The sequence below is a fragment of the Rheinheimera sp. MM224 genome, from assembly GCF_947090785.1.
Taxonomy (GTDB): Bacteria; Pseudomonadota; Gammaproteobacteria; order Enterobacterales; family Alteromonadaceae; genus Pararheinheimera.
Genome location: NZ_OX352320.1, coordinates 1,668,718 through 1,683,254, shown reverse-complemented (window position 1 = coordinate 1,683,254; position 14,537 = coordinate 1,668,718). Strand labels below are relative to the sequence as shown.

The 14,537-nt window shown below is 46.2% G+C and carries 16 protein-coding genes; 10 read left to right on the top strand and 6 right to left on the bottom strand.

Translation table 11 applies throughout. The annotated features are described in order from the left end of the window. The 6 genes from rsxC to gloA are packed head-to-tail and all read left to right on the top strand — an operon-like array spanning position 1 to position 5,894. Entirely contained in the window at positions 1-2,397 is a 2,397-nt protein-coding gene (gene rsxC / locus OM978_RS08095) for an electron transport complex subunit RsxC (RefSeq protein ID WP_264346328.1), read from the top strand. After that, positions 2,394-3,458 carry an electron transport complex subunit RsxD gene (gene rsxD, locus OM978_RS08090; RefSeq protein WP_264346327.1) on the top strand — a complete coding sequence of 355 codons (1,065 nt, stop codon included), beginning with the start codon at positions 2,394-2,396 and terminating at the stop codon, positions 3,456-3,458. The genes rsxC and rsxD overlap by 4 nt, the downstream gene beginning before the upstream one ends. Continuing rightward, positions 3,458-4,084: an electron transport complex subunit RsxG gene (rsxG, locus tag OM978_RS08085; protein WP_264346326.1), complete on the top strand. Its 627-nt coding sequence runs from the start codon at positions 3,458-3,460 to the stop codon at positions 4,082-4,084. Before rsxD ends, rsxG begins: the two co-directional genes overlap by 1 nt. A 4-nt stretch (positions 4,085-4,088) precedes the next feature. Then, entirely contained in the window at positions 4,089-4,784 is a 696-nt protein-coding gene (locus OM978_RS08080; protein ID WP_264346325.1) for an electron transport complex subunit E, read from the top strand. A 39-nt stretch (positions 4,785-4,823) separates the two neighbouring features. Beyond that, entirely contained in the window at positions 4,824-5,483 is a 660-nt protein-coding gene (gene nth / locus OM978_RS08075; RefSeq protein WP_264346324.1) for an endonuclease III, read from the top strand. 9 nt (positions 5,484-5,492) lie between these two features. Then, positions 5,493-5,894: a lactoylglutathione lyase gene (gene gloA, locus OM978_RS08070; RefSeq protein WP_233008916.1), complete on the top strand. Its 402-nt coding sequence runs from the start codon at positions 5,493-5,495 to the stop codon at positions 5,892-5,894. A gap of 70 nt (positions 5,895-5,964) precedes the next feature. Here gloA and OM978_RS08065 read toward each other — a convergent pair whose 3' ends face one another. The 6 genes from OM978_RS08065 to OM978_RS08040 all read right to left on the bottom strand — a co-directional run bounded on the left by OM978_RS08065 (position 5,965) and on the right by OM978_RS08040 (position 9,615). Beyond that, positions 5,965-6,855: an aspartoacylase gene (locus OM978_RS08065; protein WP_264346323.1), complete on the bottom strand. Its 891-nt coding sequence runs from the start codon at positions 6,853-6,855 to the stop codon at positions 5,965-5,967. A gap of 135 nt (positions 6,856-6,990) precedes the next feature. Further along, the gene (locus OM978_RS08060; protein WP_264346322.1) at positions 6,991-7,215 is read right to left on the bottom strand and encodes a bacterioferritin-associated ferredoxin; all 225 of its coding nucleotides are present in this window, start codon (positions 7,213-7,215) and stop codon (positions 6,991-6,993) included. Between the two features lie 138 nt (positions 7,216-7,353). Continuing rightward, positions 7,354-7,746 (bottom strand): DUF2750 domain-containing protein, encoded by a 393-nt coding sequence (locus tag OM978_RS08055; RefSeq protein WP_233008912.1) that lies wholly within the window; start codon positions 7,744-7,746, stop codon positions 7,354-7,356. Positions 7,747-7,833: 87 nt separating this feature from the next. After that, positions 7,834-8,742: a peptidylprolyl isomerase gene (locus OM978_RS08050; RefSeq protein WP_264346321.1), complete on the bottom strand. Its 909-nt coding sequence runs from the start codon at positions 8,740-8,742 to the stop codon at positions 7,834-7,836. 19 nt (positions 8,743-8,761) lie between these two features. Continuing rightward, positions 8,762-9,196 carry a YqaA family protein gene (locus tag OM978_RS08045; protein WP_264346320.1) on the bottom strand — a complete coding sequence of 145 codons (435 nt, stop codon included), beginning with the start codon at positions 9,194-9,196 and terminating at the stop codon, positions 8,762-8,764. Continuing rightward, the gene (locus OM978_RS08040; protein WP_264346319.1) at positions 9,196-9,615 is read right to left on the bottom strand and encodes an MAPEG family protein; all 420 of its coding nucleotides are present in this window, start codon (positions 9,613-9,615) and stop codon (positions 9,196-9,198) included. The genes OM978_RS08045 and OM978_RS08040 overlap by 1 nt, the downstream gene beginning before the upstream one ends. A 156-nt stretch (positions 9,616-9,771) precedes the next feature. Between OM978_RS08040 and OM978_RS08035 the strand changes: the two genes are divergently transcribed. The 4 genes from OM978_RS08035 to OM978_RS08020 all read left to right on the top strand — a co-directional run bounded on the left by OM978_RS08035 (position 9,772) and on the right by OM978_RS08020 (position 14,450). Beyond that, positions 9,772-10,353 (top strand): thymidine kinase, encoded by a 582-nt coding sequence (locus tag OM978_RS08035; RefSeq protein WP_264346318.1) that lies wholly within the window; start codon positions 9,772-9,774, stop codon positions 10,351-10,353. 12 nt (positions 10,354-10,365) lie between these two features. Further along, the gene (locus tag OM978_RS08030) at positions 10,366-11,376 is read left to right on the top strand and encodes an MJ1255/VC2487 family glycosyltransferase (protein ID WP_264346317.1); all 1,011 of its coding nucleotides are present in this window, start codon (positions 10,366-10,368) and stop codon (positions 11,374-11,376) included. A 186-nt stretch (positions 11,377-11,562) separates the two neighbouring features. Further along, complete coding sequence (locus OM978_RS08025; protein WP_413691069.1) at positions 11,563-13,104, top strand: response regulator; 1,542 nt, start codon at positions 11,563-11,565, stop codon at positions 13,102-13,104. 293 nt (positions 13,105-13,397) lie between these two features. Continuing rightward, positions 13,398-14,450, top strand: coding sequence for an acyltransferase family protein (locus OM978_RS08020; protein ID WP_264346316.1), 1,053 nt, complete (start codon positions 13,398-13,400; stop codon positions 14,448-14,450). The last annotated feature ends 87 nt before the right edge of the window (positions 14,451-14,537 follow it).

Sequence of the window (14,537 nt, the reverse complement as noted above, 5' to 3'; positions counted from 1 at the left end):
TTGCCTACTTTATTTCAACAAATTCAGGCAGGAAAAGTCTGGGACTTTCACGGTGGTATTCACCCGCCAAGCCGTAAAGAGCGCACCAACCAAAAGCCTGTAGCGCTTTTGGATATTCCTGACCGTTTATATATTCCGCTGCGCCAGCATATTGGCGTGGCTGGCAAAGTGCTGGTGAAAGTAGGCGATCGTGTACTGAAGGGCCAGGCTTTAACTCAGGCTGATAATGCGATGGCAGTGCCAGTGCATGCGCCAACCTCAGGCGTGGTGCAGGCTATTGAATTGCATACCAGCGCGCACCCATCCAGCTTGGCTGAGCCCACCTTAGTGCTGGCTCCGGATGGTATGGACGAATGGCGGCCTCGTAGACCTTTGGATCCAGAGCAGGTGGATGTCTATACCTTGCTGGAACGTATTCAGGAGTCTGGTATTTCCGGTATGGGCGGCGCAGGTTTCCCGACTCATATTAAGGTGAATGTTAAACAGCCGGTCGATTATCTGATTATCAATGCTGTGGAATGCGAACCCTATATCACAGCAGATGACATGCTGATGCAGGAGCGCGCCAGCGACATTATCGCCGGTATTGAGATACTGGTTAAACTGCTGAATCCAAAAGCTGTATTAATAGGTATTGAAGACGATAAGCCGATTGCAGCTGCCTCCTTAAAAGCCGCTATAGGCCAGAAAGACAACTACCTCGTGCGGGAAGTGCCAACCAAGTATCCTTCTGGCGGCGAAAAACAACTCATCCAATTGCTGACCAATAAAGAAGTTCCTGCTGGTCGCAGACCTTTAGACATTGGCATAGTGATGCAAAACGTCGGCACAGCCTTTGCGATAGCTCAGGCAGTGCTGGATGATATTCCACTGATCCATCGTGTAGTCACTGTGGCTGGTGAAACTTTAGCTCAGCAACAAAACGTATTGGCGCTGATCGGTACTCCTATTTCTGACTTGTTGAATGCCTGTGGTTTTCAGGCTGAACCGCAGCAGCGTGTTATTATCGGCGGCCCTATGATGGGCTTTGCTATAGCAGACTGGTCTGTACCCGTCGTCAAAACCACCAACTGTATTCTGGCGCCAACAGAAAACGAACTGGGCGCTGCCAGCGACGAAATGGACTGTATCCGCTGTGGTGCCTGCGCCGATGCCTGCCCTGCCAGCTTATTACCGCAGCAACTGTTGTGGTATAGCAAAGCCAAAGATCAGGACAAACTGGCGGAATACAATTTATCCGACTGCATTGAATGTGGTGCCTGTGCTTATGTGTGTCCAAGCGAAATTCCGTTGGTGCATTATTACCGTGTCGCCAAAGCAGATATTCGGGAAACTCAACGCGAAGCCTTAAAAGCTGAACAAGCCAAAGCCCGTTTTGATGCGCGCACTGAACGTTTGGAGCGGGATAAACAAGAACGTTTAGAGCGTAATCAGCAACTGGCAGCACAACGTGTCGCCCAGCAACAAGCCAGCGGTTTGGCCACTCAAAGCGCAGCAGCTGTGCAACAAGCTTTGGAGCGTACGCAACATCAAGCCGCACCGCAGCTGGATAAAGAACAAATTATTGCAGAACGTGAACGTAAAAAAGCAGAGGCTTTGGCCTATCAGCAGCAGAAACAACAATCTGCGACTGCTGAACCTACAGCAGACCTTGGTGCAGAGCAAACAGAAGATCCACGTAAAGCAGCTATAGCCGCAGCTTTGGCCCGTGCTAAAGCGAAAAAACAAGCTGAAGCTTTGCCTGAAGCTGCTGCAGAACCTACTTCTGTTGAAACATCATCTGCTGATGCGGATGCAAAAAAAGCTGCAGTAGCAGCCGCTATAGCCCGCGCTAAAGCGAAAAAGCTGACACAGCAAGAGCCAGAAGCACAGCCTGAAGCTGCAGCAGAACCAGCTCCTGTTGAAGCATCATCTGCTGATGCGGATGCAAAAAAGGCCGCAGTAGCAGCCGCTATAGCCCGAGCTAAAGCGAAAAAACAGGCAGAAGCTTTGCCTGAAGCCACTGCAGAACCAACTCCGGCTGAAACACCAGCTTCTGACGCAGATGCAAAAAAAGCAGCAGTTGCTGCCGCTATAGCCCGTGCTAAAGCGAAAAAACAAGCAGAAGCGCTGCCTGAAGTAGTTTCAGAACCTGCTTCTGTTGAAACATCATCTGCTGATGCGGATGCCAAAAAAGCTGCAGTTGCTGCCGCTATAGCCCGTGCTAAAGCGAAAAAGCTGGCCGAACAAGCGCAAGTGCAACAAACAGAACCTGCACCTGCACCTGCAGCAGAGGTTACGGAGCCAGTTGAAGCAGCAGCAGAGTCAGCGCCAGAACAAGATGCGAAAAAAGCCGCCATTGCAGCAGCAATTGCCCGTGCGAAAGCTAAAAAACAACAAAACAGTGAGCCGTTATGAGTTTTAAAATCGCCAGCTCTCCGCACCAGCACAGTCAAAAAAATACCGCTCAGTTAATGAAACTGGTGGCGCTTGCTGCTGTACCAGGCATAGCAGTGCAGGCTTACTTTTTTGGTTATGGCGTGCTTATTCAACTGGTGCTGGCGATCATCACGGCTTTGAGTTGCGAGGCCGCTGTATTGGCTATTCGTAGTAAAAAAATCAAAGTCAAACTGTTGGACCACAGCGCCTTAGTCACAGCCTTGTTACTCGCTGTCGCTATCCCCTCTTATGCGCCCTGGTGGTTAGTGGTGATAGGGACTGCCTTTGCCATAGTGGTGGTGAAACAACTGTACGGCGGTTTAGGCAATAACTTATTTAACCCTGCCATGGCGGCTTATGTGTTGCTTTTGGTGTCCTTTCCTCTGCCTATGACCAGTTGGTTGCCAGCGGCTCCGGTGCAACATTTATCTGTAGGCCCTGTTGATGCTGTCTGCGCTATTTTTACCGACTTTAGCTGCAGCGGTTACAGTGTCAGTCAACTGCGTCAGGACGCGGACGGCATCAGTATGGCGACACCACTGGATACCTTAAAAACCGATCTGTCCCAAGGTTACACCACAGCAGAGAGTATGAAAAAACCTGTGTTTGGCTGGTTATCGGGTGAAGGCTGGTTTTGGGTCAATTTGGCCTATTTGCTCGGTGGTTTGTTCTTACTGCAGCAAAAAGTCATTCAGTGGCGCATTCCAGTGGCTGTATTAGGTTCGTTATTTGGCTGTAGTTTACTGGCATGGCTGATCTCTCCCGATACCAATGCCAGTCCTGTGTTTCAACTATTCTCTGGTGCCACTATGCTGGCAGCATTTTTTATCGCCACTGACCCGGTATCCGCTTCGACCACTGAAAAAGGCCGGTTGATTTTTGGCGCTTTAATAGGCGTATTGGTGTTTTTGATCCGCAGTTATGGCGGTTATCCGGACGCTTTTGCTTTTGCTGTAATGCTGGCCAATATGACAGTGCCTTTAATTGACTACTACACCCAGCCACGCACTTATGGCCATAAAAACAAGGGAGTGCGCTGATGCTTAGTTCTGTCGGTAAAAATGCGCTGTTGCTTGGAACCGCTGCCGTGCTTTGTGTATTTGCAGTGGCCGCAGTCAATGAAATCACCAAAGCTGAAATCGAAAAACAGCAACTAGCCAGTAAATTGAGCACTTTGGTGGAAGTTGTGCCTGAACTTGCCGGTAATACAGACATACTGAATGACTGCGTGGCTGTACTGGATACTGTGTTATTAGGCAAAGATGCCAAACAAAAGATCTACCGTTATCGCTCTGAAGGTCAGCTAAAAGCCTATCTGATCGAGACCACAGCGCCCGATGGTTACAGTGGTGCTATCGAAGTACTGGCCGCTATTAGTCCGGACAGTGAAGTCATTGGTGTGAGGGTGTTGAGTCATAAAGAAACTCCAGGCCTTGGCGATAAAATTGAGCTGCGTAAAAACCCATGGGTGCTGAGCTTTAATGGTCAGACTGTGGCTTCAGCTGATGATCGTAGCTTTGCGGTTAAAAAAGACGGTGGTCAGTTTGATCAGTTTGCCGGTGCTACTATTACACCTCGTGCTGTAGTGAAAGCAGTAAAAAATGCTGCGGTTTATATTCAGCAACATCCTGAACTGGCCAGCTTGCCAGCCGATTGTGGAGCCTGAAGCAATGAATCAATATCAGGAAATAGTCCGTCAGGGTCTATGGAAAAACAACCCAGGCTTAGTGCAGTTATTAGGACTTTGTCCTTTATTGGCCGTGACCACCAGCCTGACCAGCGCTTTAGGTTTAGGTTTGGCCACTATGCTGGTGTTACTGAGCACTAATACCGTCGTGTCCTTGATCCGTAACTATGTACCGAATGAAATCCGTATACCGGTTTTTGTTATGGTCATTGCTTCTGTGGTGACAGTGATAGAGCTATTGATGCATGCCTTTATGTATAACCTGTATCAGGCCTTAGGTATTTTTATTCCGCTTATAGTTACCAACTGTATCGTCATAGGCCGCGCCGAAGCCTACGCCTCCAAAAATGCGGTATTACCAGCAGCATTTGACGGTTTGATGATGGGCACCGGTTTTGCGTTAGTGCTTTGCACCTTAGGTGCTGTGCGTGAAGTGATAGGTGCTGGTACTTTATTCGCCGGCGCCGATTTACTCTTGGGTGACTGGGCCAAAGTGCTGACCATTCATTTGTATCAGGCCGACCATCAGTTTTTATTGGCAATATTGCCGCCTGGTGCATTTTTAGTGATGGGTTTTCTGATTGCGGGTAAAAATGCAGTGGACGCCAGAGCAGCGGCTAAAGCTAAACCTGTAGAGCAAAAAATCAGTCGTGCACGGGTGACCCACGTTTCCACTTAGCCTAAAGACATTTGAATAAAGAGTTTTAAATAAAACCACATGAATAAAGAAAAACGTATTCAGATTTTACAGCGCCTGCGTGAAAACAATCCTAAGCCTACCACTGAGCTTGAGTTTAACTCACCTTTTGAATTGCTGGTGGCTGTGTTGTTATCGGCTCAGGCCACGGACGTCAGCGTCAATAAAGCCACCCGATTGCTCTACCCTGTCGCCAATACGCCGCAGGCTATTTTTGATTTGGGTGTGGATGGCGTAAAGCAGTACATCAAGACCATTGGGCTTTTTAACTCAAAAGCAGAGAACCTAATTAAAACCTGCCGTATCCTGATAGACCAGCACAACAGTATAGTGCCGGAAAACCGCGAAGCTTTAGAAGCCTTGCCTGGTGTAGGCCGCAAAACGGCTAACGTGGTGCTCAATACAGCATTCGGCTGGCTAAAAGATAATGAAGGTAAATACTTTATCGCCGTCGATACCCATATCCAGCGCGTGGCTAACCGCACAGGCTATGCCAAAGGCAAAACGGTTGAAGAAACCGAACAAAGCATTATTAAAAACACCCCGAACAAAACTGAATTTATGTATGACCTGCATCACTGGCTGATCCTGCATGGCCGCTACACCTGCATAGCCCGTAAACCTAAATGTGGCAGCTGCCTGATTGAAGATCTGTGCGAGTTTGCCGACAAAGTCGATTAAGGAAATTTTATGCGCATTTTACATACCATGCTCCGCGTCACTAACTTAGAACGCTCTTTGGCCTTTTACACTGAAGTATTGGGCATGAAGTTGTTACGCACTTCAGAAAATGCTGAATACAAATATACATTGGCTTTTGTTGGTTTCAGTGATGAAAGCGAAGGTGCGGTGTTGGAGTTAACTTACAACTGGGGCGTTGACAGCTATGAGCTGGGCACTGCTTATGGCCATATCGCCTTAGAAGTAGATGATATTTATGCGGCTTGTGAGTTGATCCGCGCTAAAGGTGGCGTGATCAGCCGCGAACCTGGCCCGGTGAAAGGTGGTACTACAGAAATCGCTTTTGTACGCGACCCGGACAACTACGCCATCGAACTTATCCAGAAAAAAGCCAGCTACGTGCAGCTTTAAGCTGTGGATAGAAAAAAGCTGCTGATAGCAAAAAGGAGCCGATTGGCTCCTTTTTCAATGGCTCGCCGGCTTATTCCAGCTCAATCCAGATTTTGTCATTCAGCGACATAGCCAGATTGTTGTCGTAATAGGCAGCTTCATTGATAAAGGTTGGATACACCACTGTATCGCCGTCGTAAGGCACTTCAGTACCATCAAATAAGGTGAAAATCGGATCGCCAGGGTGAATAGGATGATAGTCCTTGTCCTGCACATTTTTGTGCACCATACCCAAACGTTCGCCTTTTTCATTCATCGGCAATTTAATGCTGTGCAGATACAGATAAGCTTCAGTGCGTTTTGGCAGCTCTGGCAGGCTCTGGGTGTTGTACAGCTCCACAAAGTCCAGAATATGTGCCGTCATCTCATGCATTTGCTCCAGCACGTCCTGACGCAGCACAGACTGAGATTGTGGCCCTACTTCCACTATCACACCATACCGGCCGAGCGTACACATCAGCGCGTGATCTTCAGCGGCTAAATGATCCTCATCGCGGGAGATAATAGCTTCTGGCATTTTCATCTTTACGTAAGCGGCCATCTGATTATAAAAAAGACCGGCTTGCGTCATGATCAAACAGGCGCCCATATTGCTGGTGGTGTTGTGTAAATCAATCACCAGATCGGTTTTGGCATTGCCTTTTGGCCCTAAAATTTCATTGATCACTTTGGCGCGGCTCTGTTCGTAATTCGTTAACGCAGGATTGGCCAAATCGACATTTTTAAACTGGCGGTTTAAATCGCTGTGTAAATAACGCTTATTGGCTTTATGCGCTTCAGGATTAGCAAACAAAGTGCTGGTTTCAAAGCTTGGGCGCTGGATCAACGCTGGATTGGCCTGGTACTGACGAATGGCATAAATACCGGAGAATTCGTTGCCGTGGGTGCCCCCCACTATCGCAACCTTAGCAATTTTAGTCATAAGGTTTACCTCAGGAAAAGATGCCAACATTATGCCTAGCCGCAGCGATAAATGCAGCCCATTTAACTTTAAATGCTGATTTTATGAATAAAAATGAAGAATAGTGCTTAGACTAATTTAAAGTACAGGAATGAATTAAGCAGCAGGACGAGTGTTATTGATCATCAACACCGGAATACGTTGTTGTGCTGACTGTTTAGATAAAGCAGAGTCAAGAATATCGCTGGCCTGACAGACACATTTGCCACATTGAGTGCCTACGCCCAAATTTTGTTTAAGCTCACGCATAGAACAAGCGCCCGCTTCGACCTGTTGGCGAATGGCTTTATCTGTGACTGCTTTACAAAGACAAACGTACATAAATGCACCTGCATGTTGAACTGCGGGCATCATAATCTAATCAAGAATTGTTATCAATAGCTTCAAGGAGAAAAAATAATCCGGGTCAGAGTAAAATTAAATCATCGAATTAATTTTACTCTGACCCGAATTAAGTTGTTATTCGTTGTCTTGTGTAGCTTCAATCAGAGTTTCAGAAAACTCTTCAGGGCCAATCACCACGCCAGGTTCAGCTGCGTGTGGGAACACAGCGATAGCTAATTCGTCGCCGTCTAAACCACTGGTCCACTTATCTAACCAGGTTGCGATGTCAACAGCCTGAGCCTGACACTGAGCCCAGTCACCGTTGATCCACAGTTCTGCTAATTCAGCATGTGGCCATACCGGGATGCAACGCTCTTCATCAGCATCAACCAATACAAAACCTTCTTCATCTACCAGGATCCAGATCTTTTCCAGATCGGCCACGGCCTGAATGAAGTAGTCGTAACGCTGTTCAGCGTCCAATAAACTGAGTTTGTTTAAATCGTCAGCTGTTAATTCGTAGTTCATTGCTATCCCCTCGGAGCGCCACAGAAAAGGCGCACATAATGACTGAAAAGGCCGTCATCGACCAGTAAATTTTGTGTTTTACAGGCTTTATACAGCTTTTACCTCACGCACCGGCACCTGCGGATAACAAACATCCATATTGCCGTTGCCTTTGTGCTGATAAAACACATGGGTACGGGAGCGACGCTCAGCCAGAGACTGCGAAAACTCCGAACTGGTGGTGCTAAGCCACTCCAGCTGCAACTGTCTGTCTGGCGCTAAATCTGTGCCTAAACGTGCTTGCTTAATCACAGTGCGCGCCGCTGCAGAACCTATTACACCGCCATCTGCAGTGTCACCGCGGCGAATACGATTGATAGCATATTGCCCCCAAATCACTTTACCAAAGGCTGACATATTTTTATCCAGATGACGTGTCGCCTGCCCCATCATAATTGCTATATCTGCCACCCCGGTATCAGGTTCGTTGGCACGGGCCATATTGACCACACCAGGGCAATGCACCAGCCATTCCTGATTTTGTTCACGCGCTACCGCAAAGCCCTGATTAAAGCCGGTTTCTTCTGCTAATAAATCCGGACGCTGCACTAAAAGATAAGGATCGCCGCTTCGCACAGGCCAGCTGAATTCAGCTTTCATTGGTGTTAACTTGGCTCTGGTGCCCCACTCGTGTTCGGGTACGCCAAACTGAGCGACAAAACCTTCAATCACCCGATAAAAAGTGACACCATCATAAAAGCCGGCTTTCACCAGCTGTTTGACCCGTTTTACATGTTCAGGTGCAAACTGAGGGGCCAACAAAATCACAATACGGCCTTGATCGGTTTCCAGATAAAGCAAATTATCCTGTGGCAGCCGTTGCCAGGAAGGATCTACCGCCACAACTGGCGCTGCAGTCGTTGAGGGGGCGGGAATAGGTGTCGCCGGATTTTGTTGTGATAAAGCCGTACCAAAACCTAAAGCCACCACCAGAGCACAAAGAGATAAAGCCTTCATCAGATCTCCAAAATTCAGTTCAAATCGCTGGCATCAGGCCAATAACCACACCATACCGCAACCCTTTGCCTAATCCTACCAACAGCACAAACCAAAGCAAAGGAACCCTCAGCACACCAGCCACTAAGGTCAGCGGATCACCAATCACTGGCAACCATGCCAACAATAACGAAGGCAATCCCCAGCGCTGAAACTGACCGCTGGCTTGTTCTATTTGCTGTGGTTTAAACATAAACCAGCTTTTGTGCTGAAACAAAAGCAGTTGTCGGCCCAAATACCAGTTCAGCACCGAACCTGCGGTATTAAATACCGTAGCTATGCCCCACAACACCAGTACCGGATGGCCTTGAGTTAATAAGCCAACCAGCACCAGCTCTGAGCCAAAAGGCAACAAAGTCGCCGAGATAAAAGCGCTGAAGGCCAGACTCAGATAAGGCCAAAGGAACTCCGTCATCAGGCGAGCAAATACGCCATGCTTAACCGCAGCCAGAACAGCAGTAACATCAAGGCACCAAATACATAAACTGCAAAACGCAGACGCACATGGTTAGCTCCCACATGCACATAAGCATGAGCCAGACGGCTGATGGCAAATAACCAACCCAAAATCACCAGACTCAAATCAACCACTGCAAACTGCATGGCAAAAGCCACAGCAAATAAATACAACACAGGCAACTGGAACTGATTATCAAAATTACGGCTGGCGGTGATCACCTGCTCGTTCGCACCAGTTAAATCCATTAGTCTGAATGCTTTGAAAGGTAACTCACGATTTTTCGCCGCTTTAAAACGACGTTTTCCCATCAATACCATCATCACAAGGGTTAACACCACCTGTACCAACACAGTTCCAAACAACAACTTATCCATTGTTTCCCCTATAAAATTTAACACTATACAGCTCAATTTGCGTGAAGCGGCAGTGTACGTCAATTGTCTTCTTACTGTCATCTTCCGACGTTAGGCTACGCCAGAGTAATGCTTTTGGTTATACTGCGCCGGACTTTTTAAAACGAGACCACGCAGATGGCGCAATTGTATTTTTATTATTCAGCGATGAACGCAGGCAAATCGACCTCTTTACTGCAAAGTGCTTACAACTATCAGGAAAGAGGCATGACAGTGGCGCTTTTTACCGCTGCTATCGATGACAGATTTGGTGTAGGTAAAATCAGTTCACGCATTGGCTTGTCGATGGATGCGCAGATTTTTGACGCCAACTTTGACTTTATCGAAGCCTGCAAAACGCTGAAACAGCAAGGTGCTTTGGACTGTGTGCTGATTGATGAAGCACAGTTTTTATCCAAAGCTCAGGTCAAACAGCTGACTTATGTAGTAGACGATCTGAATGTGCCTGTATTGGCTTTTGGCCTTAGAACCGACTTTTTAGGTGAAACCTTTGCTGGTAGCCAGGCTCTGCTGGCATGGGCAGATAAGTTAGTGGAATTAAAGACGGTCTGTCATTGTGGCCGTAAAGCCAACTTTGTGGTGCGACTGGACGAAAACGGCCATGCAGCCACCACTGGCAGTCAGGTGCAGATAGGCGGTAATAATCAATATATCTCCATGTGCCGCGTCCACTTTAAAGCGCTGGTCTGGAGGGACTAAAGGAGTCATTCGATGCGGGTTTTGTATGGTGTGCAGGCAACAGGCAATGGACATATCAGCAGAGCCCGCGCTATGGGCAAGTACCTTCACGCTGAAGGCATAGCAGTCGACTTCTTATTTTCAGGCCGTCCGGCTGACCAACTCTTTGATATGCAGCAGTTTGGCGACTATCAGGTGAAAACCGGTCTGACCTTTGTCACAGAACAAGGCCAGATCAGTTATCCAAAAACCGCGCTGCGGGCCAAACCTCTGGAGCTATGGCGTGATATCCGTCAACTGGACTGCTCAGCTTATGATTTAGTCTTAACCGATTTCGAACCTATTACCGCCTGGGCGGCACGCATGCAGAAAAAGCGCTCTGTTGCTTTTGGTCATCAGTACGCCTTTTTACATCAAATTCCTCAAACACATGCCACACCTTTAAGCCGCAACATCTTTAAGTTTTTTGCGCCAGGGCAGCAACAAATTGGTCTACATTGGCATCATTTTAACCAACCAATTTTGCCACCTATTGTCGATTTAGAGCCGGCTGAAAATACTGCTGATACTAATAAAGTGCTGGTGTATCTGCCATTTGAAAACCAGAACAAAGTACTGCAGTGGCTACAACCTTTAACTCAGTACCAATTTTATTTGTATGGCCCAGGCCTAAGTAAAAGCCAGCTCGGACATATTCAATGCTCTGGCCCTTGTGTCGACGAGTTTAAGCGCGACTTGCATCAATCCAATGCGGTGATCAGCAACGCAGGCTTTGAACTGGTTAGCGAAGCGCTGCAGCTACAAAAACGGATCTTAGTCAAAGCATTGCAAGGCCAGATGGAACAGCAATCCAACGCACTGGCGCTGACTCAATTGCAATTGGGTCAAAGTACCGACACTTTGAATACAGATGTGATCAAAATCTGGTTAGAGTCACAGTCACACAACAATAAGGTGCAATACGTTAATGTGGCTCAGGCTTTAGCCAAATGGATCCGCGCAGGCGCCTGCCCTACCGAATTACAACAATTGAATTTATGGTAAAGCTTTAGGATTTTAGGTCCCATGATCGCAAAATTAAGTTACATATTCTTATTCCCAGAGTAGCTGGCTGTTGTGGTAGGCTAGCGGCTGTTGGCGTGAGAGTTGAGTTCAGTGGTATCCAAGCGAGCATTTTACCGGTCTAAAAAAGTTCTGGTCATCGAAGATTATGAACAAGTCATAGCGTACATGAAAAGCATGTTGGCGCTGATTGGTTTCGACCAGGTCGTAGTAGCCCGTAATGCAGAAACCGCTATGTCAGCCTGCCGCAGAACCGACTTCGACTTTATTTTATGTGACTATAACTTAGGTGTAGGCCGCGACGGTTATCAGCTGTTTGAAGCCTTAAAAGCCGAACACTGCCTGAAACACAGCTGCTGTTTTATTGTGGTCAGCGGCGAGCGTCACCGTCAATCTGTCTATGGCATGATTGAATTTCTGCCCGACGATTATCTGCTCAAGCCTTTTAGTTATGCCGAACTGGAACGCCGTATTGGCCGGGCTTTTCAGGTAAAACGTGCATTAAAGTACGCCTACCAGATGATTGCAGAAGAAAACTATCCTGAAGCGATTCAGGCCTGCGACGTCGCCTTAGAGCAATACCCGGTACACCACACCTATACCCAACGCCTCAAAGGCGAACTCTTAGTCAAAGTAGGTCGCTACAAAGAAGCAGAAATCTTATACAGCGAAGTATTAGCCTTTCGGGATTTATCCTGGGCCAAACTAGGTATAGCGGTAGCAAAAGGCTATCAGGAGCAGGATACAGAAGCTGAAGGCATGTTGATTGAACTTGTCGACCAGCCTGAAACTAAAATTGAAGCACTCGACTGGCTGACGCGTTTGTATTTAAGCCAAAACAGGGCTGAAGACGCGTTTAATACGGTCCGTGTCGTAGCCGATGCCTCACCAAAAAACTACCTGCGCCAGCACGTCCTGGCCAATTTAGCAGTGATCAACAACCAACCTGATTTAGCAGTACGGGTGCACAGCAAATTACTGGAAGCGGCAAAGTATTCTATCTACGACACAGCAGACAATATGCTGAACTACGCCCGCGCTATGATCCAAAATGCCCAGGGTTTATCTGTACGGGATAAACGCACCGTGCTTGGCAAAGTAGATTATTTCCTAAAAGACGTAAAAAAACGTTTTAATCCTGCCACTTACGAGCACGACAAGCTGGTGATAGAAGCCAGAGTTGCAGTACTGGAAGGCAAAACCGAAAAAGCCAAAAGTCTGCTGCAGCAAAGCGAAGAGTTAAGTTTAGGTAAAACTTTATCCCCTTCCGCCTTGCTTGACCGGGCCAGAGCTTATTTTGAAAGCGGCAATCTTGCGATGAGCGACCACTACATGGGCAGTTTAAACACCCTGTCGCAAAGCGCCGATTTGTACAACAAAGCGTTGAATATGATGTTTTTATCCGAACAGGATAAATACAGCAGCAAAAGAGCCACTATGATGGCCAGTCACAACGCCGGGATGGAAGCCTACAGCCTGGGCCAGTACTCCGAAGCCATCAACTACTTTATCGAAGCACAAAAAACCATGCCGGCCAACGCCAGCATCGCGATGAACTTATTACAAGCCATCAGCCAGCGCGGCCGTTTAAACGAAGATTTAATCTACCTCGCCCATAAATGCATGAACGTGATAGACGAAGCTGAACTGCCCAAAGATCAACGTAAAAGATACAACTTCATCAAAGAGCAAATTCAGCAGATGTTGTGAAGCAAAGTTACGTTCTCACGAATTATATGTAATCATGTTCACTGGTAGCCAGTGAGAAAGTGAGAAAGTGAGAAAGTGAGAAAGTGAGAAAGTCTAATATTAACTTTAAGATATATGCTATTTTTCTATTTCCGCATTTTTATAAAAAAATCCTATACCTCAGAAGTAGAACTATAGATATTTATTAGTGAATAATTAAAAAACTCGTTTGGCAAAAATAAACGCCTGTAGATTTGCAATGGATAAAAATATCTATTCATATATTTTGAAAATAATTCCGTACGGAGCAAGAATTGAAGATACAGTCTTTACAAATCCTTAGAGCAATAGCCGCGTGGCTTGTTGTATATCATCACTACATGCAGCTGTTTTATAATTTAAGAAGTGATAGCCTTTTAGGCGAGTTCTTTAGTAAGTTTGGCGCATTTGGAGTTGATATTTTTTTTGTACTAAGTGGTTTCGTAATGTTCGGCTCTGCAAATAGCTCATCATCCACAGGATGGTCATTCTTTATAAATAGACTATTTAGAGTCCTTCCCACGTATTGGTTTTTTTCAGTACTATTGATATCTTTTAGCTATTTTATGCCTGATGCGTTCAATTTTACCGCTTATACATTGAACTCATTATTATATTCGCTGTTCTTTATACCTCATGAAAACCCTTCTGGTCTCGGTTTATTTCCTTATTTAACAGTTGGCTGGACACTTAACTTTGAAATAGTGTTTTATACAATATTAGCATTATGTTTATTTTTGAACAAACGCTATGCTGTGTATATTTGTGGGATTATAGTCATTTCACTTCCTCTTGTACTACTCAAAAATAACGCCCCAATCATGAGTGTCCTATCTAGCGTGCTTATGTGGCAGTTTGTCTTTGGACTATTCGTTGGTTGGCTACATTCAAAGTTTGACTTATTGAAAATACTTAGCCCAAAATCTGCGGCATTTATACTTATCTTTTCTATAGTAATAATGTCGGGCGTTCTTGGTTATGGGACAATACAGAAGACAGTTTCAGCGACTATGCTAGTTATTTCTTTTATTGCATTAAACAACATATTAAATGAAAAATCCAAACTAACAATGTTCTTTGCAAAACTTGGCGATTACTCTTACTCCACATATCTTTGTCATGTATTGATTATAGGACTGTTTCTTCATTACCAAAAAACTGTGACAAGCTCTACACCAGAATTATTAACAATATGTCTAATCTCAATTCTTACCTATATAGTGTCGTTAGCCGCATATAAATACATTGAAACATCAAGAGTAATCTCAGCTATGAGAGATCGATTAATCAATCTTTCAGATTCAAAGATGTGGAAAAATAAAGGTTAAGTGCGAGCAGCGATTGCCCGTGCCGCTGAAGGACAAGCAGAGACAACCAGCCACAGAAGTCATTATAGGTGCTGCGGCTGGTCTTTT